The sequence below is a fragment of the Alteromonas sp. C1M14 genome, from assembly GCF_018860965.1.
Classification (GTDB): Bacteria; Pseudomonadota; Gammaproteobacteria; order Enterobacterales; family Alteromonadaceae; genus Alteromonas.
In genome coordinates this window covers 134,213-156,754 of record NZ_JAHKQF010000002.1, presented here as the reverse complement: position 1 = coordinate 156,754, position 22,542 = coordinate 134,213, and the positions used below count along the sequence as shown (strand labels likewise).

The window sequence follows — 22,542 nt, the reverse complement described above, 5'->3', positions numbered from 1 at the left end:
AATTCCTTATACATTTTTCGGTATTTGCTGGTGATCGGCCGCGCTGAATGGGCTGCTTTGTTTAGGCGCTTCGGAGGTGACTGAAAGCCCCTCGCTATTGACTTGAACTGCCTTTGCATTATCTGTGGGGAGGTGACGAATGGGTATCACGTTATCTTGTTTGTAACGCTCTCCTAAAGGTTGGTACTGCTTAACTTGGCCGCGATGGTTGGTATAGGTCAGTGGTTTTAATATGTATTCGTCTCGTTGTGCATTGTGCTTACACATTGAAACGGGGCCATCGGCCGTCATCACCATAAAAGAACAAGCGTCGATCCTGTCTTGTTGTAAGGCTGTCGCATCCATAAAATTTTGCACAAAAAAAGATAATTTGTGCACCCGCCCTCTGCTTCTAACTAAACTTCCACGCATCTCCAAGAGTTTTGCTGACGTTGCTTTGGCCAGCAGCCACAGCCACTGGGGCTGTTTTAATAATGCTTTTGTGTAATCCCAAGCTATTTGTGCTTTTCCATGCTGTCGCGTGGTTTGAATATGGTTAAAGTCTTTAATAAATTGGGCAAATAATTGCTCGTCATCCACAACCGAAAAGACTTGGTTATCTGCAACCAAGGTGGGCATATAACTGTGACAATCACTGTGCCCTATACGCACTTTTTCCCACGGCAGTGCTTTGTTGATTGTCTTTTCAATTGCAGCTTTAACGGTCAATGGATCGACCACATCGGTGCGCGCTCCCCACTCGCCCCTGCCTGTTTCGGCCTGGAGTTGAAAGGAAGCAAAACTCACCACATGTGCGTGTTTAACAAAAAAATCTACCATCATCGGTAGTTCATGAAAATTGCCGGTATGTACTGTGGTGTTAAAAATAACCATCAGTCCCAGCCCCTTGGCACGGGCAATATAGGCTTTGCGAATGTCGTTTAACGATTGCTCGTCAGCGTACCCCTCACGCTCTTGCGTGGTATCCACATGAAACGCCACATCATTCAACCCAGCGTGGGCTAATGCCGTTAATAGCTCCCGTGTTGCGGCAATGCCGTTGGTAAAAAGCGCAGTATGTAAGCCCAGTTTATTGGCATATTCGACAATGTCGATAAGCTCGCTGCGCTTTCGTAAGGTAGGATCGCCCCCGGTTATTTGGACGCTCGTTCCTGGGCCGTAGTGATGAAGCACACTGTCTAATCGTTTAAATACTTCTTGAATAGGAATGTCACGAACTGCTTGCGAATGCTCTGACAAATAGCATAAGGTGCAATCAAGATTACATTTTTGCGTGATTTCAACAGCAACGCAGCCAATGGTGTGGGTACGCCCTAGCAATTGATTGGGGGTGAAATGTTCACCCATACGCTTTTGGGTATGAGCCAGTTGTTGATTTCTAGTGGTACCAGGGGAACACGCCATCGCAATGGGCCTATTTCAAACTACACAGTATCAATTAAGACCTAGCGTCTTAAAGAATACTTTCATGCCTCGTTGTTTTTTTACAGTGCTGGTTTTATGCCATAGCACCATCATTCATGCCCAAATCACAGAAAGTGCCTCCCCAAAATACGCCAATGCAGCCGCTTTCAAGCGTGTCAAAGACCGCGTTTTTTCAGATCCTTACTCCCGATTGCCCCAATACAAGGTGACACGGAAACTGTTCGATAAAAATGGCGAAAACTTACTGTTACAACACGCAAAACGAACATTGTCATCAAAGGCTAATTTTGTAGCATTAGCCTCCAACCAGAAACTACTTCAAGCGAATGGTATTTGCTTTGCCGGTACATGGACAATTTACCCAAGCAGCTCGTACACCGGGCTTTATCGTGCGCGAGTAGATATCCCGGCGATTGTCAGAGCGTCAGTAAGTTTAAGTGGTACCAAGCAAGCTGATAAGCGAGCCTTTGGCATCGCCATTAAGCTCTTCTTTGATGGGCAAAGTGACGTAACTGAAAACATTTTTTTAATGCACTCTCTTGGTGGCACCAAAACGAAGCACGTTGCAAACCTACCCATGACAAACGAGCCCAAACTAGGTGAACTGCCGCCGTTTAGTCAATTGTTCACCGCTTATCGTTTGGAAAGGGATTTAGAAGAAGCGGATCGAGCATTTAGCGGAAAAAAAGCGAACCCCCGATTTCGCCCCGTCTCTCAATTAGCGGATACAGAGGTTAAGTGGGAACAAGGGGAGCACAAAGAAAATACGCCCGCCAATGGTCCCTACTGGCTAAAAGCATCACTAAAGCCCGGAACACCGTTAGTAGACAAGGAGGATTTTCGAGATGAACTTGCTTTGGCTCATTATCCCGCTCACAAGATTACCTGGGTACTGTCTGGCGCACCTTATACCGAAGCGGGCATTGAAAAAGCGGTGTGGCGAGAAATTGGAGAATTAACCCTTACTGAATCGGTGGTTTCACTTACGTGCGATACCCAGCTTCACTTTCATCACCCCTCTCTTTAAAAAACACAAAGCAAACATTTGGGGATCAAAAAACGAGTAATTTACTATAAAGATACGTGGTTTGGGAGAAATTGAAGAGTAATTATGATTGTGGTCAATAACGATAAAATGGTGCCCGGGGCCGGACTTGAACCGGCACGCTGTTACCAGCGAGGGATTTTAAATCCCTTGTGTCTACCAATTTCACCACCCGGGCATCGGGTCGCCTTGCGGCTTAAGTGTCAGGCGTAGATACCTGATGCTGCGAAGCAGCGTTTGGAGGCGGAACCCGGAGTCGAACCGAGATCCACGGATTTGCAATCCGCTGCATAGCCATTCTGCCATTCCGCCAATTTGGAGCGGGAAACGAGATTCGAACTCGCGACCCCAACCTTGGCAAGGTTGTGCTCTACCAACTGAGCTATTCCCGCATATTGCGTTTCTGGCAGTGCCTGAAACGTGGGGTGCATTCTACCTACACGGGCAAAACTGTCAACAGCAAAAAGCGGCATTTTTTCTCTAAACACCTAATTTTATGTTCGTTTGCAGCATTTTTATCCATTTTGACCATTACGCAATCAATTTTTTTCAATTGCTTGGCCTTTTAAATGAGGCCACGCGTTAGCGGTATACTCTAACATTGACCAAATAGACAGCACTGCAGCGATATACAATAAACAATGCCCTAACGTTACCCAATAAATCGGAAAGCCCATAAACGATTCTAACCCCGATAACAGACCAATAAGGGCTAACATTTGCGCCATGGTTTTCGCCTTACCAATAAAACTCACCTTTACCGAATCACTATAACCCCGTTGGGCCATCCATTCGCGCAAGGCTGAAATATAGATCTCTCTTACCAATAGAACAATGGCCGGTACCGTGATCCAAAGCGAACCATAACTGTGGGTGATCATGATCAGCGCCGTGGCCACAATAAGTTTGTCAGCAACAGGGTCTAAAAATGCACCAAAGGGCGTCGTTTGCTTTAGCTTTCTGGCTAGGTAACCATCAAACCAATCGGTAATGGCTGCCAACCAAAAGACAAACGCGCCGGCTTCTCTGGCCCAACGCCAATCTAAAAAATACACACCAACAAATACGGGAATCAGCAAAACCCGAAATAAGGTGATGATATTAGGTACCGTCCACATAAACACTTCTCAAATTTTTAAAATTACACCACGTTGTCTGATGTCGTCCCTTTCTGCATAACGTGATTAAAGATGCAGATGGTCGTAAATGGTTTCCGCTAACTCCTGACTGATGCCAGGTACGCTGGCTATTTCATCTTTACTGGCTTTTTTTAACCCCTGAAGGCCACCCATAAATTTCAGTAAACTTTGTCTTCGTTTTGCACCGATACCGGGTATCGATTCTAAACTCGATGTGGTTTTTACTTTTTGCCTTCGCGCCCGATGGCCGGTAATTGCAAATCGGTGGGATTCATCACGAATATGTTGAATCAAGTGCAATGCCGGAGAATGTCCCGACATGGGTAAGGTTTCATGGGATCCTGCCAAGATCAACGTTTCCAGCCCCGGCTTTCGGGTTGTACCCTTTGCCACACCAATAAGCAATGGTTTCTTTTCATTGGGCCAAGACTCAAAAAATGATTCGGCCTGAGCCAACTGCCCCTTGCCACCGTCAATAAAAAGGATATCTGGAATTTTACTGACTTCCTTTACAGATTTGTAGCGCCGTTTAAGCGCTTGTGCCATGGCGGCATAATCGTCACCGGGCGTGATACCTTCGATATTATAACGGCGGTAATCACTCTTCATTGGCCCTTCACGATTAAATACCACACACGAGGCCACCGTTTGCTGACCGGAAGTATGGCTAATATCAAAACATTCCATACGTTGAATCGGCTGATCCCGCTCTAACGCACCTTCTAAATCGAGATACCGCGCATGCACAGATTTTTGCTGACTGTATTGGGCATCTAACGCATTTTCCGCATTGCTTTGGGCTAACTTCAGGTAGCGACGCTTTTCTTCCCTAGCTCCCTTAAACAATTTTATCTTGCGTTTTGCCTCTTCGCTGAGCACCGATACAATACTGTCTTCATCTGTCAGATCCCGAGGAATAACAATTTGTTTGGGTATCACCTTATTGCCCGACAAATAAAATTGGAGAAAGAAGGAATCAAAAATTTCGTCTTCAGTGGCCGCTGTTGGCACCTTAGGAAAGTATGATTTACTGCCCAGTAATTGGCTATCGCGAATAAACATCACTTGAATACAAGCCATGTTCCCGCGCACCGCAAAGCCAAACACGTCCATCTCGTCTTGGGTACCGGCCACCCATTGCTGTTCTTGTATTTTTCGTAATACATTGATTTGGTCACGGTACCTGGCGGCGGCTTCAAAATTCAACGCCTCACTGGCTTTTTCCATTTTCGCCACCAACGAGCCAATAACCTGCTGATTTTTACCGTTTAAAAATAAGCGGGCTAGCTGTACTTGTTCCTGGTATTCCTCGTCAGTGACATACCCTTCTACACAAGGGGCACTACAACGCTGCATTTGATATTGCAAACAAGGCCGGCTTCTGGCCCGATAATAACTGTCTTCACACTGTCTAACGGGAAAAATCTTTTGCATAGTACGCAAACTTTCCCGCACAGCCCATGCACTGGGGTAAGGACCAAAATATTCGCCTTTTTTCTTCTGTGGGCCTCGATGAAAGGACAGCCGAGGATGATCATGGGCAGATAAAAAGATAAATGGATAAGACTTATCATCTCGCATCACCACGTTGTAGCGAGGTTTGTATTTCTTTATGAAATTATTTTCTAATAAAAACGCTTCGGTTTCACTGTTAACCACAGTGACATCCATATTGGCTATATTAGCAACCAAAGAGCGGGTTTTGGCGTTATCTAACACTTTACGAAAGTAACTAGAGACCCGCTTTTTGAGGTGCTTAGCCTTGCCCACATAAATCACATCGCCTTCACCGTTGTACATCCGGTAAACACCGGGACGGTTAGTGAGATTTTTTAAAAATGCATCGTGGTCAAATTCGGGCATATTGTGCATTTTAGAGGGTTGTGGGGTCGATAAGCTTGTGGCGTAAGGCCAGATGGGTTAGTTCCACATCGGTGGTTACCCCTAGCTTTTCGAACATACGATAGCGGTAGGTATTCACTGTTTTGGCATTAATGCTTAACTCAACAGCGATTTCCGGCACCTTCTGTCCACGGGTAAGTCGCATGGCGATGTTCAATTCACGGCTAGATAAGTTATCGAAAGGGTTATCGCTATCAGGTGTTAAACGGCTAATGGCAATACTCTGAGCGATTTCCGGTGGCAGATATTTTTGCCCTGCGTGAACTTTATAGATGGCGCGGATCATTTCTTCGGGCTCTGCATCTTTGGTAAGAAAACCAAAAGCCCCGATTTGCATAACTTGGGCTGGAATAGGATGTTCTTTATGCATTGAAAGGCAGATAATCCGTGTGTTTTCAGACATACGTACAATTTTTTTCGTTGCCTCTAAGCCGCCCATGCCAGGCATGTTTACATCCATCAGGACGATATCTGGCGCCGCTTTTCGACACAGTTGCACCGCATCTTCACCATTTTTTGCTTCTGAAACTACTGTGAAATCCTTTACATCGTCTAAGATACGACGAATCCCTGTTCTGACCAGCTCGTGGTCATCGGCCAGGATAATCTTTATCACGTTTTATGCTCGCTGAATATTCTAAATACACACTGTTATAAGACATTAGTGACTTATAACCTGTTCACGCATAATAACATTTTCTCGCTCGCTGTGAAGAATATCCTCTACGGTTATGGGGCATTTCATCAGTACCCCTTATCTAAAGGCGTTTCCACAACCTTTGTAACCGTTGCAATGCGCCATCCACCGTCTGCTGTTGCGTCGCTATATTTAACCGTACCCACCCTGGGCAACCAAAGGATGCGCCATCGTTACCGGCAATTCCGGTATCAGAAAATAACCGCTTCGCCACGTCTCGTTCCTGTGGGTATACCAAATGCAAATCCAACCAACAAAAGAAGGTGGCGTTGTTTATATACGGCATTAAAGAAGTATGGGACAAGCCCTGCTCCATCAGTTTTCGATTGTCATGTATACAACGATTAACGTCTTCAAGCCAACGGTCGTTGGTAGGTGAATAGGCAGCCACTAAGCTTATTTCGGAAACTGGGGCAGCATACAGGTGACACTGGGCTACAGTATGTCCTATGAGATGGTGCCACTGGGTATTCGGGATCACCATATAAGAGGCTGCGGGAATATGCGCTAGGTTATACGCTTTGGTTGCCGACTGTACCACAATAGCGGTATGTCTTAGCGCCACAGGCAGTTGCAAAGCCGAGTAGAACTGCTCTTGAGGGTAAACAAAGGCACTATGCACCTCGTCACAAACCAAAGGAATTTGTAACCTATCACACATGTTTGCCAGCGCATTTATAATGGCAGCAGGCCATAATTGACCCGTGGGATTTTGCGGGTTACACACAATGATCATCGCAACATGATCAAGGGCGCCGTCAGGATTTAGACTTTGGATATCCCTTGCCAAATTGAGCGGAATCAGCACAGGTTCTCGCTCACAGGCCCGCACAACGTCAACCAAGGGCCCATAAACCGGGGAAAATAGCGCAATGCCATCGCCCTTCTGCGTGAGGCTTTCGATTAAAACCTTTACCGCGCCAATAACGCTATGACAACTGACTATTTCTTTTTCATAAACCCGTTGATGGCGACGTTGGTGCCAGTTAACAATTGCCGGCCCCATATTATGAATTTGATATCCATAGTGAGCGTCAAAAAATTCAGTAACAGCTTGGCTGACATTAACCGGTGGGGGCACATCCATATCCGCCACCCACATCGGCAAAATAGCATGCTCACACTCGCCATAGCGGTCAGTTATGGCATCGTATTTTAATGCATCCGATCCCCACCGTTGGGTAAACACTGGGTTATTTTACCCGTTCGAAGACATTAAACTCAGACAAGGTATGCTGAAACTTCCGTTTTGTTTCCCGGATCACAAAGGGGATGTCCGTGGGTTGTTCTAATCGAACAAAATCCCGTCCCAATGTGCGCTCAAGGGCATCGGTACTGGTCAGGGTTTCACCATTTTCGTCTTTAATCCCCCCAAGCCAATGGGCCTTTTCGGTATACTCTTCAAGCCAAGTAAAAGGAGAACCAATGATAAGTACCCCCCCTACATTTAACCGCGCTTTAATCGAAGCTAATAATTTTGCTGGTTCATATACCCTATCAACGAGATTACTCATTAAGATGCAATCATAACCGGTGAACTGAGGTTTTAAATTGCACGCATCACCTTGAGAAAAGTGTACTTTGTCTGCCACGTTATCTAAGCCAAAATCACTTAAACGGCGAATACAAAAAGACGTTAACTCGCCTTCTTCGATCAGGTGATAACGAATTTCCTTTTGCTCTTGCATGGCAAAAGCAGTCTTAATAAATCGAGCGGAAAAATCGATGCCATCCACATACTCAAAATGATTTGCCAGTTCAAAGGAAGCTCGCCCCACGGCACAGCCTAGATCTAACGCTTTTACTTTTCGTTTTCCAGCCATAAATTTGGCGGCGAACTTCACAGAAGCCTGCGCAAAATTGGGGACGTTAAAATAGGTTTCACCGTAGTGAAATTCACTGTATTGAGACACCTGAGTGTCGCTTTCATAATCCAAATCATTCACCTTAATAACTTCTTCGGACTCCACATATCGAAACCCTGCATGCTGAAAGAAATGCCGCCTAAATGCATAACGACTATGCTTCATTGCTTCATTACCAGTGGCGATCCACGAACCACCTTTAATTAAATTGTGCTTATTGTCGAATGTGGGCGTTGTGAAGTCATCGTACAAAGGATGTACCTTAAATCCATCCAAAGGGTAGATTGGCGTTTCTGTCCACTGCCACACATTGCCCACCACATCATAAATGCCATTCCTACCGTGCTTGTTCACCGGTACCGACGATGCTGGTCCCTGTAGACCGATTTGCCATTGATCGTCGTAAAGCACTTCATCAACTTCAGCCACGTCTCGTAATCGATACCACTCGTCCTCTGTGGGCAATTGAATACGTCGTCCAGTATTTGCCGACAACCAATTACAAAAAGCCTTGGCTTCGTGATAATTCACATCGACAGGCCAATTAAGCGGAAGGGGAATTTCGCTAGTTAGTGTCCGATACAACCATTGACCATTTTGTTGACGCCAAAATGTTGGATGCTGAGCCTTTTTGTAGTCACGCCATTGACGTCCTTCTGTTTCCCAAAACTGGGGCTGATCATAGCCCCCCTGCTCCACAAAAGGTAAAAACTCCCCGTTACTCACTAGAAATTGAGACGCTTTAAAAGTGCTTACCTTGGCAGTACGGGTGCCATACTCGTTGTCCCAACCATAAAAAGGCGCATCAAAAGGCTTCCCTAATTGCACTTCACCGCCGGGAATATCCACAAGCTGATTTACCGGCATGTCACCAGATTCATCACAATGCTGCCATAAAGGCTGTGGCTGCACATAGGTTAACGGCAACTGACGAATTAATACGGAAGAGGTTTCCAGGTGAATGCCCTCATGCTCAATCCCCATAATAATTGGCCACATAGGGCTATCCCAAGTAATGGGCATGGAAAAAGCCAACCCACTAATATAGTCACTGACGCAACGACGTACTTCAGCGCGATAGCGCCTAACCTCGTTTACCGTAGGCCACACATAGTGATTGTCGTTGAGATCATCCCAACTCATCTCGTCCACGCCAATGGCGAATAACGATTCAAACTCTGGATTTACCCGTGTATGGATTTGCTTCGCCAACATTAATTTATTGATGTAGAACGTGGCGGTATGTCCAAAATAGAATATTAACGGATGACGCAGCTTTTCGGGGCGTTGATAAAAGGCATCGTCGCTGTTTAAAGTGCTAAAAAGACTTTCGTAGGTGTCAAAGGATTGTTGGAAGTAAGCGAGTATTTCTTGCCTTTTTTCTTCCACACTACCCTGGTGTAAATTTGGTGTATGTAAAACGCCCATTCGTTTCCTCTTATACGGCTCATTGTTTTTATAGGAAATAACACAACCCTTGAATCGCCACCGGAGCATTCATGATTAGATTAAGGGAGGATAATACGTTCAGCCAGTATAGCGGATCAATGAATGCCATTACCTGACAATCCTTTAATGTATCGCAAAAGTAAGACAAAACGAGGAAATGAAGAAACAAAAAAGCCCGCTTTAATTAAAGCGGGCTTTTGCAATATGGCGGAGAGTGAGGGATTCGAACCCCCGGAAGGTTTGACCCTTCGCCTGATTTCAAGTCAGGTGCATTAAACCGAGCTCTGCCAACTCTCCTGAAGTGCTGCGTATCTTAATGAAATTTTTGAGCCTGTAAAGTACTAATTTTAAAAAATTGTCTGACCGCTTAGCTTTTGCACAACACGGTCATATTTTCTACAAACAATCCAACCAAAGACTATAATTAACCAATGTAGTGAAGTTTGGTAGCGAAAGCACTTGAAAAAGTGAACCAAAACCCATACAACTAACCTAATCATAAGGTAACCAACCTAAATTGGTGTTTATTAATCCTCTGGAGGAAACAATGGATCAGCGTTCGATGTATGCAGGTGCATCTCAACAGTCAGTATTACAGACAAACAAGGTATTACGAAATACCTACATGCTACTGGCAATGACTTTAGCATTCAGTGCCGTTTGTGCCGGTATTGCTATGGCCGTCGGCATCAGTCCATTAATGTCTTTGGTCATGACCATCGGTGCATTTATCACATTATTTGTTGTGCAACGTAAAGCAGAATCCGCCTCAGGTATATATTGGGTGTTCGCATTCACTGGCCTAATGGGCGCATCTTTAGGTTATACCCTTAACTTCTATTTAGGTGTCGCCGGTCCTGGCCTGATTATGCAAGCACTAGGCGCAACAGCCTTAGTCTTCTTCGGCCTATCTGGGTATGCCCTGACAACGAAAAAAGACTTCTCGTTCTTAGGTGGCTTCCTTATCGTCGGTTTACTGGTGGCTATTGTGGCAAGTATTGCTAACATATTTTTCATGGTGCCAGCTGTTTCACTCGCGGTTAGTGCAGCTATCGTGTTCATTATGTCAGGCTTTATTTTGTTCGATACCAGCCGAATCATTAATGGTGGCGAAACAAACTACATTCGCGCAACAGTGTCTTTGTACTTAAACATCTACAACCTGTTCGTGTCTATTTTACACCTACTTGGCGCCTTTGGTGGCGACGACTAAGCCTAGCTTTTAGTATGGAGAAAACACCCCGTTACTGGGGTGTTTTTGTTTCTATGTCTGCATATTCAATTTTAGTGACATCCTCACCTTACGACCAAGCGGGTAGCGCCTCAGCTGTGCGCTTTTGTCAGCATCTGTTAGAGGAAGGCCACACCCTTAGCCAAGTATTTTTCTATCAGCAAGGCATTTACAACGCTTTCTCGACCATGGCGCCACCGAATGATGAGCGTAATAGGTTTGAAGAATGGAAAGCGCTACATGATGCCTGCGGGACGCCTTTACGTGTATGTATTACCGCAGGAGAAAAACGCGGGCTGGTTTTATCTACCGACGCCAACCAACCTGAACTTGCGCATCCCTTTGAGCAGACAGGCCTTGGGGAATTTTTCACGGCGCTCCATGATTCACACAGACTGGTGCAATTTTAACCATGGCCAATTTACTGATACGGTTAACGTCAACACCCTATGGCACGAGTGATGCCGCCGACGGTCTAGATTTCGCCATCGGAGCCACCAATTACGGCCACCACGTCACCCTGCTTTTCGAAGGGAACGGTTTGTGGCAACTTATACACCAATCGCCCCCAGACAAAGGCGTAAAAAATCACAGTAAGCGACTTAAATCGTTAACGTTTTTTGATATTGATGCGTGTTATTACAGTGAGCAAGACCGATTATCTCTTGGCATTACACAAGACAAGCTAAGCCCCGTTGTCAGTAAAGCTGAGCAAGGAGACATCACCTCACTGATTAACAACAGCGACCATGTGGTGACCTTCTGATGCTTCTGGTAATTCGCGGCGCTTGCGCCTCTATTCAGCAACGCCGTTATCTTAGCGAGGTTGAATTAAACACACCGGTTCTATTGATTGAAGATGGTGTTTATCAATATGCCCAATTAAAACAGGCTGCTCTCACGCTCTATGTAAACATCAATGATGGGCTTGCTCGGGGTATTGATATTGAACAATCTCACCGATGTGCCGAGTCTCACATGATTGAATTAACACAAAAGCACCCTCACTGGATAGATGTAAAATGAGTGAACGATATAGCTTCAAATGGCAAACTCAGGAAATAGAAACCGATAAAAATGGCTACTTACTTGATCATACTCAATGGCATGAATCCATGGTGCCGCTACTGGCAGAACAAGAGAATATCGAGCTAACTGAAGATCATTGGGAAGTGGTAAGGTTTGTTAGAGAATTTTATCTTCAATACGATACCAGTCCAGCCATTCGAGCACTGGTTAAAGCCATGGCGCAAAAATACGGCCCTGAAAAAGGCAACAGCCGCTATTTACAGCGACTGTTTAAAAAAGGACCGGCCAAGCAAGCCACTAAACTTGCGGGGTTGCCTAAACCGGCTAAATGCCTGTAAGACACATTGGCGGTGAATGTCTTAACCTGCGGGGATCTGAGTCACGCCGCCCATGTAATTCACTAGCACATCAGGAACTACCACACTGCCATCAGCTTGCTGGTAGTTTTCCAGCACCGCCACTAAGGTACGACCCACCGCAAGACCAGAACCGTTAAGAGTATGGAGTAATTCCGGTTTGTTGGTTTCAGGGTTACGATATCGGGCCTGCATTCTTCGCGCTTGGAAATCCAGCATGTTTGAACATGACGATATTTCACGATAAGTATTTTGTGCCGGTAGCCACACTTCTAGATCGTAGGTTTTACACGCACCAAAGCCCATATCCCCTGTACACAACAAGACCTTGCGATACGGCAGGTTTAACTTCTGCAAGATCACCTCGGCATGTCCCGTCAACGCTTCCAAAGCATCAAAGGAGTCTTGTGGCTTCACTAACTGCACCAACTCGACTTTTTCGAACTGATGCTGGCGTATCAGTCCTCGGGTATCACGGCCGTAGGATCCCGCTTCGCTGCGAAAACAAGGTGTGTGTGCCGTCATTTTTAAAGGTAACTGATTAGCGTCGAATATTTCGTCACGGGCAATATTGGTAAGCGGCACTTCTGCGGTAGGAATTAAAGAGAGCCCCTGACCTTCTTCTGTTGCCGGTTGTGTATGAAACAGATCTTCGCCGAATTTGGGTAGCTGACCTGTACCATAAAGGCTGTCATGATTTACCAAGTAAGGAACGTACATCTCCTGATAACCATGTTCTTGGGTATGGGTATCCAGCATAAACTGAGCCAATGCACGATGTAAGCGCGCCACTTGTCCGCGCATGACAACAAAGCGACTACCCGTTAATTTGCTGGCCAATTCAAAATCGGCCCCTTTTGACAACCCTTCCGCAATATCCACATGATCTTTAACTTCAAAATCAAAGGTGGGCGGTTCGCCCCATTGATTGATTTCAAGATTTTCGTTCTCGTCTTTACCTACCGGCACCGAGTCATCGGGTAAGTTAGGAATACCCTGGGTTAGATCATTAATTTGATCTAAGAGTAGGGACAATTCGGCTTTTGCTGCATCGAGTTTATCACCTAACTGACCGACTTCGGCTAACAAAGGCGCTATATCTTGTCCTTGGGCTTTGGCTTTACCGATGGATTTACTGCGAACATTACGCTCGTTTTGTAATTCCTGAGTTTTGGTTTGCAATACCTTGCGTTTTTCTTCAAGCGCGTTGAATGCTTCTGTATCCAGAATAAAACCACGCTCTGCAAGTCGCTTCGCAGTATTCTCGATGTCGGCCCTGAGTAACTTTGGATCTAACATGTAATTCTTCTTATCCTTTCATAATAGCAATGGCTGCCCAGCCTGCTAATAAACAAAAACTAATATTTAACAACACATTGGCCAGTGCTTTAACAATGAGCCCGTTCTCTAACAACGTCAGAGTCTCGATGGAAAACGTTGAAAACGTGGTAAATGCACCTAGCAACCCCACGCCAAGCAATGCCCGATAAGGTGATTCCATTAACTCATGACGTTCGATAAACCCGTAAAGTAGTGCCAAACTGAATGAGCCAACGATATTGACTGTGAGTGTACCAAATGGCAACGCTTTTCCAAACCAGGAATCGATGTTAGTGGTGACGAAATAACGCAAGCAAGCCCCAATCGCACCGCCTGTGGCAATGTATAAATACAGAACAATTCCCGTTGGCATGTGACCCCTTATCTTTTTTGGTTGCTTTGCGCATTTAGCGCGTCTAGATAATCCCGTTTCGCTTTCAGCTTTTTTTCTAATCCCCGCTCGGTAGGATGATAAAAACGCTCATTGGCTAGCTCTTCAGGCAGATAAACTTCCCCTGCCGCAAACCCATTTGGCTCGTTGTGCGCATAACGGTATTCTTTGCCGTGTCCCATTTCTTTTAATAATGCGGTGGGCGCATTACGTAAATGCAAAGGAACAGGATAGTCAGGCGCACTCGCGGCTAGCTTTTTGGCTTGAGAGAACGCCATATACACGGCGTTACTTTTTGCTGCTAAAGCACAATAAACGGCCGCCTGCGCGATGGCTCTTTCCCCTTCAGACGGGCCAACGCGATGATAACAATCCCAGGCGTTGATGCATAGCTGCATGGCTCTTGGGTCGGCATTACCGATATCTTCAGAAGCAATGGCCAAAAGACGCCTTGCAACGTAAAGCGCGTCTCCACCGCCATTGAGTATTCTAGCAAACCAATACAATGCCGCGTCAGGATCCGACCCTCTCACCGATTTATGAAAAGCGGAAATGAGATCGTAAAATGCGTCACCTTGCTTATCATAAGCGGCAACTTTCTCTCCCACGGCTTGCTCAATATCGTCTAATGTAATGATGTTATCTTCGGTAAAGTCACTGGCTAATTCTAAATAGGTCAGTAAGCGCCGGGCATCGCCGCCACAAAGCCCGATAATGGCTTCTCTGGCATCGTCGGCAATCGTTAGCGCCAATGACGCTAACCCCTGTTTCGCATCTGCCAGTGCGGTGTCGATTAACCGAGATAAAGCGTCATGGTCCAGCGGTTTTAATACATACACCCGCACCCGAGATAATAAGGCGTTATTAAGTTCAAAAGACGGGTTTTCTGTGGTGGCACCGATAAAGGTAACAGTCCCAGCTTCAACAAATGGTAAAAATGCATCTTGTTGGCTTTTATTGAACCTATGCACTTCGTCCACAAACAACAAGGTGCGTTGATTATGTTTAGCATCAATTTGGGCGCGTTCCATGGCACTGCGTATATCTTTTACACCCGCGGTGACCGCAGAAAGTTGAATCACCTTGGCATTGGTGTAGCTGGCTATCATCTGCGCTAACGTGGTTTTCCCCGTACCAGGCGGGCCCCATAACACCATAGAGTGACAATGGCCGGACTCTAGCATTTTACGCAAGGGTTTACCTTCACCGAGTAAGTGCGCCTGCCCCACATATTGGGCTATTTCCGTCGGCCGCATCCTCGCCGCTAACGGAGCTATAGGCGTATTACTGCTATCTATCATCGCTGATCATCAATAATGAAAGAATCATCAAATTGGGCTTTGAACAGCCCAGGAGCAGGTTGAGCATTCACCTTGATATGGGAAAAATGCAGCTTACTGGTTTGAGCTTGGGCATCAGCTGTACTTAACGACACTAAGTTACCGTCTTTAAATGTGATGGTAAGACGACGAACCTGTCCGTTATTTTCAATTGGCTCAATATAGTATGTATTGGTGGTGTCAGCAGCCGTTTCTACGGTGAACTTTTCCCAAGTACTCTCATCGTTGGAAGTCAGTAAAATCACAGGGTTATTTTCGATGGCATTATCCTGATCCATCACGGTCACCTGTTCGGCAAACGGGTCGATATACCATACCGATTCACCATCTGCGATAAGCAGACTTTCGTCAGGTGAATGGGTTTCCCATCGCAGCTGATTAGGCCGCGCAAGGGTTAGCGTTCCGGTGGATTCTTGCACTAAATTACCTGATGAGTCTGTCACTTGTTGGTCAAAAGAAGCCTGATAGTCTTCGATGCCCATTAAGGTTTGTTTCAGGGTTGTCGCCGCTGGAGATATGGCCGCCATGGTAAAATGGCTGACTAACATCGCAGACACACCAACTAGCAAACGGTTTTTAATTGTCATGGATTATTCCTTAGGCGCAGGTGGCGCCAATACTTCTCGATTACCATTGTGTCCCGGCGAGGAAACCACACCATTGGCTTCCATTTGTTCCACTAAACGTGCTGCCCGATTGTAGCCAATTCTGAATTTTCGCTGCACTGACGATACGCTGGCCCGACGAGTTTCTGTGACAAATGCCACGGCTTCATCAAAAAAGGCATCGTATTCTTGATCCCCATTTTCGGCTTGCTCACCGGGTAACAGCACCTCGGCGGAGGCTTCACCGTTAAGAATTTCATCGATATAGTCAGGTTTGCCCCGTTTTTTCCAATCACTCACCACAGCATGAACTTCGTGATCATCGACAAATGCGCCATGCACCCGCGTGGGCACTGGGCTACCTGGCGGTAAATACAACATATCCCCCATCCCTAACAAGGCTTCAGCACCTTGCTGGTCCAAAATAGTCCGCGAGTCAATTTTACTGGACACCTGAAACGCAATGCGAGTAGGAATGTTGGCTTTAATAAGGCCTGTGATCACGTCAACGGAAGGGCGCTGTGTGGCAAGCACAAGATGGATCCCAGCCGCTCGTGCTTTTTGGGCAATACGTGCAATCAATTCTTCCACTTTTTTACCCACGATCATCATCATGTCGGCGAATTCATCAACCACCACCACGATAGCCGGTAATTTATCTAAATCTGGCGCTTCTTCTTCCATACTGTCTTCAGTACGCCACAGAGGATCTTTAATAGGCTCGCCATCGGCTTTAGCTTGCAATACTTTAGCGTTGTAACCTTTTAAATTCCGTACACCTAAGGCCGACATTAATTTATACCGACGTTCCATTTCACCCACGCACCAACGCAACGCATTGGCAGCTTCTTTCATATCAGTCACCACTTCTGCAAGCAAATGTGGAATGCCTTCATACACTGATAATTCGAGCATTTTAGGATCGATCATGATCATGCGCACATCGTCGGGCGTGGACTTGTACAGCAAACTTAATATCATTACGTTCACACCCACGGATTTACCCGACCCTGTGGTACCCGCGACCAGCAGGTGGGGCATCTTCGCTAGATCAACAATAACGGGTTTACCACTGATATCCGCCCCTAATACCATGGTGAGGGCCGACTTATTGTTATTGAAAGCGTCGCTTGAGATCACTTCACTTAAGCGCACCATTTCACGCTTTTTATTCGGCAACTCCAAACCAATAACCGATTTACCAGGGATAACCTCTACCACACGAACCGATATGGCAGACATGGCTCTGGCCAAATCTTTTGACAAACTGGTGATCTTACTGACCTTCACCCCAGGCGCTAAATCTAGCTCAAAGCGCGTGATAACCGGGCCGGGATAAACGCCAACAACATTGGCTTCGATATTAAAGTCTGCCAGTTTGGTTTCCACTAAACGGGATACCATGTCCATTTCTTCTTGCGTTATAGGGTTTTCTTTTCTATCTGGACGCTCAAGCAAATCAAAAGATGGCATAGGGCCTAGCGTCGCCAATTCGGCTTTCTCTGCTTCCTTTGCAGCCACCGCCTCCGCTAACGTGGTGGGCTTTGCTGAACTCTGTGGTTTTGTTACCGGCTTTTGCGCAGTTGGCCCTGTAGGGGCATCATCTACAGCGTCATTGGCCGTTTCTTTTTTCTGTGGGGTTAGCTTCTCTTTTAAGTGGCTAAGGGAGAACCCTGATGATTTCTTCTCTTCTTCTATTGGTTGCGCCGTTGGGTTCAAGGTGATTTTTTCATCATCCACGATAAAGGGCGGTTCATCTTCGGTGTTAAATACTTCTTCGGGAATGCCAAAACTCGGTTCACTGCGCTCTGCGGCTGTTTGCACAGGCTCTTGTGTGGCCACTGCAGATTGGGGCTCTGAGGCCAGCGGCTCTGCTCGTAAACTGGTGATATCTAGCGACTGCTCAGTCCCCTCCCCTGCTTCTTTACCTCGAGCAGGCAGTGCCAGTTTAGGCATCTCCAGGCCCATTAGTTGTTGAGGAAGAGCGAGGGTTTTACGGCCAAACCACAAGGTCGCACCACCAATTTTATCGATAATGTCTAGCCAGCTTATCCCCGTTAATAAGGTAAAGCCGGTACAGAAAAAGCACAGCAGCAATAAAATGGTACCGGCCTTATTAAAATAAGGTATTAATGCCGAACTAATAACATCGCCAACAAAACCGCCAGCTGAGAAGTTATAAAGATCGTTAAAATTAATGCTGGCGATACCGGTAATACCGAGGGCAATAAGCAAGGCACCAATGATCCTTAGCCCAATGGTGAGATAATCGAATTCATCCAACTCTTTGACGTGCTGAAACAAAAACCAACCCAGAAACGCAAAACAAAATGGCAAAAGATATGCTAACCAACCGAAGGTAAACAAAAGAAGATCGGCGATCCAGGCTCCTGACGCGCCTACCCAGTTATGAATTTCTAGCTGCAAACCCGCTTGACTCCAGCCTGGATCCCCAGGATGAAAAGAAGCTAAAGCCAATAAAATGAAAAATGCGAAGACGCAGGCAACCATCATGCCGGCTTCAAGTAATCGCTGTAGACCTGTTAAACGCGCCATAAACCCTTAATCACTGTACTTTATCTGCCCCGTGCGCAGCATTCCTTGTCGCCGGTAAAAAAGCAGATATCTATTTGAATTATTTTATTAAAATTATTGTTATACCGTTTACTTTTATTCTACGAGGGAAGAGTCAACTAGGATTGTCTGACAGACCCCTTGTAAGAACATTAAAGACTACCATAAAGTGTGACCTAGTCACTATGATAACGGTTTTTACTGAATACACGCTGACCTTACTTTAGTTGGATCCTTAACGCCGTCGTGCTTTTTACTTGTTCCATGACCACATAGGTACGGGATTCACTAACCCCTGGTAAGCGTAATAGCGTATCACCAAGTAGCCGACGGTAACTGGACATATCCGCCACCCGAGCCTTGAGCAAAAAATCAAAATCCCCTGACACCAAGTGACATTCTTGGATATCTTCGTGCTCTTGCACAGCAGAAGAAAATTCTTCAAAGATATCTACGGATGTTTTGGTTAATGTGATCTCTACAAACACCAACATAGCCGCGCCGAGTTTTTCAGGATCTAGCTGGGCATGATACCCGGTAATATACCCCTGTGCCTCTAAGCGCCTTACTCTATCAAGGCAAGGGCTTGCACTTAAGCCTACACTTTTTGCTAGCTCCACATTGGAAATACGACCGTCTTTTTGTAAGACTTTAAGTATGTTCCTGTCTATTCTATCGAGGTTTTTCGGTGTTTTTACTAGCATATAAATTTCTGCAATTTGTTATATTTTCAAAATTATACTCTGCATAATGCCAATCTTCAGCACAAACTTCTATTTTAACTATCGTATACTTTTACGCCTTCTTACCCATGTTTTATATTGTAGAGGTTAATTATGCTAGTCGGTGTACCTAAAGAGATTAAAAACCACGAATACCGTGTAGGCCTGACGCCAGCAGCGGTAAAAGAATTTGCAGCCCATGGTCACAACATTGTTGTTGAAACTCAAGCAGGTGCTGCTATCGGTTTTAGCGATGAAGATTATATTGCAGCCGGCGCAACTATCGCCTCTACAGCGCAGCAAGTGTTTGCTGAAGCTGAAATGATTGTCAAAGTGAAAGAGCCCCAGCCTAACGAATGTAAAATGTTACGCAAAGGCCAAACGCTTTATACCTACTTACACTTAGCACCGGATCCGGTACAAACGGAACTGCTTATTGCCTCTGGCGCTACCTGTATTGCCTATGAGACGGTAACTGACAATAGAAACGGTTTGCCATTACTTGCGCCAATGAGTGAAGTTGCTGGCCGCATGTCCGTTCAAGCCGGTGCCCATTATTTGGAAAAAGCCAATGGCGGAAGCGGCACCTTACTAGGTGGCGTACCTGGCGTTGCACCGGGTAAAGTGCTAGTTATCGGTGGTGGCGTAGTGGGTACCAACGCGGCGAAAATGGCCTTAGGCCTTGGCGCTGACGTCACGATTTTAGATCGTTCATTACCAAGACTTCGTCAATTAGATGATATCTTTAATGGCCAAGTAAAAACCGTATTTTCCACCGTTGATGCTATCGAGCAGTACAGTGCAGAAGCCGATTTAGTGGTTGGCGCGGTATTAATTCCAGGTGCAACTGCCCCTAAACTACTAAACAAAGCCCACATTAAAGCCATGAAACCTGGCGCCGTAGTCGTTGACGTAGCCATTGACCAAGGCGGCTGTTTTGAAACGTCTAAAGCCACCACCCATCAAGATCCCGTGTATGTTGTTGATGACGTAGTACACTATTGTGTTGCCAATATGCCAGGTGGTGTGGCACGTACTTCAACCATGGCGTTGAACAATGCGACCTTACCGTTCGGTCTAGCCTTAGCCAATAAAGGCGCAAAACAAGCCATGCTAGATGACAAGCACCTATTAAACGGATTAAACGTGCATGAAGGCAAAGTGACGTACAAAGCGGTAGTTGATGCGTTAGGAGAATCTTTAGGGTTAACTTATACGCCTGCTGAAGAAGCCTTGAAGTAACCCACAGCATAGATAACAAAAAAGCCCCGCAACAAACGGGGCTTTTTTTTATAGTGTGGCGTTTACGCTTTGTAACACGCTAATGGGATCTTGAGCTTGGGTAATGGGCCGCCCCATCACCAAATAGCTTACCCCTGATGCCATTGCATCCTGCGGTGTCATTACCCGTTTTTGGTCGCCGGCATCACTGCCTTTAGGGCGAATGCCCGGTGTAACTAACAAAAAGGATGACGCTACTTTAGCCCGTAACATGACCGCTTCTTGGGCCGAACACACCACACCATCAAGCCCAGCTTCCTGTGTTAACAGAGCCAGCTTTTCCACATGCTGTTTAGGGCTGGTATTAGGTATTACCCTTGCCAGTTGTGCCTCATCCATACTGGTTAGCACCGTAACCGCAATCAGTTTAGTGTCTGGGTGGCGGCTATTATCAATGGCTTGTTTTGCCGCCTTCATCATTTCCAAACCACCGCTGGCGTGTACATTGACCATCCAAACACCAAGCTCGGCAGCAGCTTTACAAGCTTTCGCAACCGTATTTGGAATATCATGAAATTTTAAATCGAGAAAAATCTCAAACCCTTTAGCCATGAGCTTTTTAACAAACTCAGGTCCAAATAGGGTAAACATTTCCTTACCCACTTTAAGACGACATAGCGAAGGGTCTAAGGTATCCACAAACGCCAGCGCTTTGGTTTCATTGTCATAGTCTAAAGCTACGATTACTTTGGGATCTTGCATTGAAGCGTTATTCTCCATCTAGGCCTTTAATTGGTTTTACTACATTCCACTTTTTACAAGAGGGACACAACCAGTACAATTTTCTACCCGAGAAGCCACAACTGACGCAGCGATATTTGGGTCTCTGGGTAATTTGTTCTTCCACCAGTTCTTTTAATAAACGCAGGCTATCGGCCGATGCTTTATCGTCAATTTGATCGATATACAGCCCCATTAAGGTTTTAAACCCTTTCATCGTAGGCCGACGGCGAAGCTGGTCTAACAAATAGTCAGCCGCTTCTTGGTGTTTACCCTGATGGATTTTAATATCCACCATGGCCAGATATGAGGTAGCGCATTCCTGCCAATGAGACGACAAGATCTGTTCAAATTGATCCCAGTTATCAGTTTGCTTGGCGATATCTTCTAAACTTGGTACCGCTTCGCTAAACCAGCTAATATCGTGTTCCGCCACCTGAATAAAATAATTCCGTGCATCATCATAGCGATGTTGGGCTAAGGCTATTTTTCCTAACATCAACCAGGGGCGCACAGCATGTTCATCGGCATTAACGGCTTTTTGCAGCAAAATAAGGGCATCGCCGGTTTTATCTTGCTTTAAATCATTTTCGGCTTGTTCACAATAAAAATGAGACAAACGCTCGCTTACGTCATCATTGTCGCCGTGACAATCAACCATACGTTCAGCTAACTCTATGGCACGATGCCATTCTTTTGTGGTTTGGTAGATACTGAATAAGTGTTGCTGGGCATTAAGCAGGTGTTTATCGCTATTTAAAAGCTGCAGGTAAGCATTTTCTGCCCGTTCAAGAAAGCCCGCTTGCATATAGTCTTTGCCAAGCTCTTTTAATGCACTTTCCTGCTGGGAGGGCTGAATCTCGTCTCTGTTTACCAAATTCTGATGAATTTTAATCGCCCTGTCCGTTTCTCCCCGATGACGAAAAAAATTCCCCATTGCGATATGGGTTTCCACCGTATCACTATTTAGGTTAATCATTTTGATCAGGGTATCCACCGCTTTGTCCGGTTGATCCGAAAGCAGGAAATTCAGGCCTTTATAATAATGCCGGGAAAGTATGCTCGACTGCTTCCTTTGAGCTTGGCGAACACTATTACGGCCCATGATCCAACCGTAACCAGCCGCAACAGGCAATAAGAGAAACAGCAATTCAAGCATGTACTATTCTTTTGTCAGTTTGCGAAGCCGCGTGCGGGCTGCCACAAGTTGTACTCTAAGGCTCAACCAACTTAATAACATCACCAATATACCAATAACAATACCTAGAGCTAAGGTAATAGCAATAAGTGTTGAGACCCGCAATTGTGCTTGTGCAATGAGGTAGTTCACCGATACTAGTGCGTCATTTTGAGAGCCAATAGCAAATGCAAACGCTAAAAGAACCACGATGAGTAGTAAGGTAATAATTCCTTTCAACGCAAAAACCCTTGATTTTCTAACTATGTATCAG

22 protein-coding genes and 4 tRNA genes are annotated in these 22,542 nt (G+C 45.7%); 7 read left to right on the top strand and 19 right to left on the bottom strand.

Going from position 1 to position 22,542, the window contains the following annotated elements:
• Positions 1-6: 6 nt before the first annotated feature.
• Positions 7-1,404 (bottom strand): radical SAM protein, encoded by a 1,398-nt coding sequence (locus KO501_RS01230; protein ID WP_216027823.1) that lies wholly within the window; start codon positions 1,402-1,404, stop codon positions 7-9.
• 64 nt (positions 1,405-1,468) lie between these two features.
• Here KO501_RS01230 and KO501_RS01225 point away from each other — a divergent pair, with 64 nt between their 5' ends.
• Positions 1,469-2,452, top strand: coding sequence for a hypothetical protein (locus KO501_RS01225; protein WP_252728052.1), 984 nt, complete (start codon positions 1,469-1,471; stop codon positions 2,450-2,452).
• Positions 2,453-2,561: 109 nt separating this feature from the next.
• Here the strand turns inward: KO501_RS01225 and KO501_RS01220 are convergent.
• The 9 genes from KO501_RS01220 to KO501_RS01180 all read right to left on the bottom strand — a co-directional run bounded on the left by KO501_RS01220 (position 2,562) and on the right by KO501_RS01180 (position 9,819).
• Positions 2,562-2,648: transfer RNA gene (locus KO501_RS01220), tRNA-Leu, on the bottom strand.
• Between the two features lie 60 nt (positions 2,649-2,708).
• Positions 2,709-2,782 (bottom strand) — tRNA-Cys (locus KO501_RS01215).
• 4 nt (positions 2,783-2,786) lie between these two features.
• Positions 2,787-2,862: transfer RNA gene (locus KO501_RS01210), tRNA-Gly, on the bottom strand.
• Between the two features lie 147 nt (positions 2,863-3,009).
• Positions 3,010-3,588: a CDP-diacylglycerol--glycerol-3-phosphate 3-phosphatidyltransferase gene (pgsA, locus tag KO501_RS01205; protein ID WP_216027822.1), complete on the bottom strand. Its 579-nt coding sequence runs from the start codon at positions 3,586-3,588 to the stop codon at positions 3,010-3,012.
• A 66-nt stretch (positions 3,589-3,654) separates the two neighbouring features.
• The gene (gene uvrC / locus KO501_RS01200; RefSeq protein ID WP_216027821.1) at positions 3,655-5,481 is read right to left on the bottom strand and encodes an excinuclease ABC subunit UvrC; all 1,827 of its coding nucleotides are present in this window, start codon (positions 5,479-5,481) and stop codon (positions 3,655-3,657) included.
• Position 5,482: 1 nt separating this feature from the next.
• Positions 5,483-6,127, bottom strand: a complete 645-nt coding sequence (gene uvrY, locus KO501_RS01195; RefSeq protein WP_216027820.1) for a UvrY/SirA/GacA family response regulator transcription factor — start codon at positions 6,125-6,127, stop codon at positions 5,483-5,485.
• A gap of 142 nt (positions 6,128-6,269) precedes the next feature.
• On the bottom strand, positions 6,270-7,397 hold the full coding sequence (locus tag KO501_RS01190; RefSeq protein WP_216027819.1) for an aminotransferase class I/II-fold pyridoxal phosphate-dependent enzyme: 1,128 nt from the start codon (positions 7,395-7,397) through the stop codon (positions 6,270-6,272).
• A gap of 4 nt (positions 7,398-7,401) precedes the next feature.
• Positions 7,402-9,501 carry a 5-histidylcysteine sulfoxide synthase gene (ovoA, locus tag KO501_RS01185; RefSeq protein WP_216027818.1) on the bottom strand — a complete coding sequence of 700 codons (2,100 nt, stop codon included), beginning with the start codon at positions 9,499-9,501 and terminating at the stop codon, positions 7,402-7,404.
• A 226-nt stretch (positions 9,502-9,727) separates the two neighbouring features.
• Positions 9,728-9,819: transfer RNA gene (locus tag KO501_RS01180), tRNA-Ser, on the bottom strand.
• Positions 9,820-10,069: 250 nt separating this feature from the next.
• Here KO501_RS01180 and KO501_RS01175 point away from each other — a divergent pair.
• The 5 genes from KO501_RS01175 to KO501_RS01155 are packed head-to-tail and all read left to right on the top strand — an operon-like array spanning position 10,070 to position 12,120.
• Positions 10,070-10,735, top strand: coding sequence for a Bax inhibitor-1/YccA family protein (locus tag KO501_RS01175; protein WP_216027817.1), 666 nt, complete (start codon positions 10,070-10,072; stop codon positions 10,733-10,735).
• Between the two features lie 53 nt (positions 10,736-10,788).
• Complete coding sequence (gene tusD / locus KO501_RS01170) at positions 10,789-11,163, top strand: sulfurtransferase complex subunit TusD (RefSeq protein ID WP_216027816.1); 375 nt, start codon at positions 10,789-10,791, stop codon at positions 11,161-11,163.
• A 2-nt stretch (positions 11,164-11,165) separates the two neighbouring features.
• Positions 11,166-11,519, top strand: a complete 354-nt coding sequence (locus KO501_RS01165; RefSeq protein WP_216027815.1) for a DsrE family protein — start codon at positions 11,166-11,168, stop codon at positions 11,517-11,519.
• The gene (locus tag KO501_RS01160; protein WP_216027814.1) at positions 11,519-11,779 is read left to right on the top strand and encodes a DsrH/TusB family sulfur relay protein; all 261 of its coding nucleotides are present in this window, start codon (positions 11,519-11,521) and stop codon (positions 11,777-11,779) included. Before KO501_RS01165 ends, KO501_RS01160 begins: the two co-directional genes overlap by 1 nt.
• Entirely contained in the window at positions 11,776-12,120 is a 345-nt protein-coding gene (locus KO501_RS01155; RefSeq protein WP_216027813.1) for a TusE/DsrC/DsvC family sulfur relay protein, read from the top strand. Before KO501_RS01160 ends, KO501_RS01155 begins: the two co-directional genes overlap by 4 nt.
• Before the next feature lie 21 nt (positions 12,121-12,141).
• Here KO501_RS01155 and serS read toward each other — a convergent pair whose 3' ends face one another.
• The 6 genes from serS to lrp form a co-directional block, all read right to left on the bottom strand.
• A complete protein-coding gene (gene serS, locus KO501_RS01150; protein WP_216027812.1) occupies positions 12,142-13,437 on the bottom strand; it encodes a serine--tRNA ligase in 1,296 nt (431 codons plus the stop codon).
• Positions 13,438-13,447: 10 nt separating this feature from the next.
• The gene (gene crcB, locus KO501_RS01145) at positions 13,448-13,831 is read right to left on the bottom strand and encodes a fluoride efflux transporter CrcB (RefSeq protein ID WP_216027811.1); all 384 of its coding nucleotides are present in this window, start codon (positions 13,829-13,831) and stop codon (positions 13,448-13,450) included.
• Between the two features lie 8 nt (positions 13,832-13,839).
• Complete coding sequence (locus KO501_RS01140) at positions 13,840-15,150, bottom strand: replication-associated recombination protein A (protein ID WP_216027810.1); 1,311 nt, start codon at positions 15,148-15,150, stop codon at positions 13,840-13,842.
• The gene (gene lolA, locus KO501_RS01135) at positions 15,147-15,776 is read right to left on the bottom strand and encodes an outer membrane lipoprotein chaperone LolA (RefSeq protein WP_216027809.1); all 630 of its coding nucleotides are present in this window, start codon (positions 15,774-15,776) and stop codon (positions 15,147-15,149) included. The genes KO501_RS01140 and lolA overlap by 4 nt, the downstream gene beginning before the upstream one ends.
• 3 nt (positions 15,777-15,779) lie before the next feature.
• Positions 15,780-18,350, bottom strand: a complete 2,571-nt coding sequence (locus tag KO501_RS01130; RefSeq protein ID WP_216027808.1) for a DNA translocase FtsK — start codon at positions 18,348-18,350, stop codon at positions 15,780-15,782.
• Positions 18,351-18,586: 236 nt separating this feature from the next.
• The gene (gene lrp / locus KO501_RS01125; RefSeq protein ID WP_216027807.1) at positions 18,587-19,072 is read right to left on the bottom strand and encodes a leucine-responsive transcriptional regulator Lrp; all 486 of its coding nucleotides are present in this window, start codon (positions 19,070-19,072) and stop codon (positions 18,587-18,589) included.
• Between the two features lie 132 nt (positions 19,073-19,204).
• Here lrp and ald point away from each other — a divergent pair, with 132 nt between their 5' ends.
• The gene (ald, locus tag KO501_RS01120; RefSeq protein ID WP_216027806.1) at positions 19,205-20,332 is read left to right on the top strand and encodes an alanine dehydrogenase; all 1,128 of its coding nucleotides are present in this window, start codon (positions 19,205-19,207) and stop codon (positions 20,330-20,332) included.
• Positions 20,333-20,380: 48 nt separating this feature from the next.
• On the opposite strand, the gene pyrF is transcribed toward ald, so the two are convergent.
• From pyrF to KO501_RS01105, 3 genes are read right to left on the bottom strand one after another with little or no spacing between them, the layout of a single operon-like run.
• Positions 20,381-21,073, bottom strand: coding sequence for an orotidine-5'-phosphate decarboxylase (gene pyrF / locus KO501_RS01115; RefSeq protein ID WP_216027805.1), 693 nt, complete (start codon positions 21,071-21,073; stop codon positions 20,381-20,383).
• Positions 21,074-21,080: 7 nt separating this feature from the next.
• Positions 21,081-22,250, bottom strand: a complete 1,170-nt coding sequence (lapB, locus tag KO501_RS01110) for a lipopolysaccharide assembly protein LapB (RefSeq protein WP_216027804.1) — start codon at positions 22,248-22,250, stop codon at positions 21,081-21,083.
• A gap of 3 nt (positions 22,251-22,253) precedes the next feature.
• Positions 22,254-22,508 carry a LapA family protein gene (locus tag KO501_RS01105; RefSeq protein WP_216027803.1) on the bottom strand — a complete coding sequence of 85 codons (255 nt, stop codon included), beginning with the start codon at positions 22,506-22,508 and terminating at the stop codon, positions 22,254-22,256.
• Between the last annotated feature and the right edge of the window lie 34 nt (positions 22,509-22,542).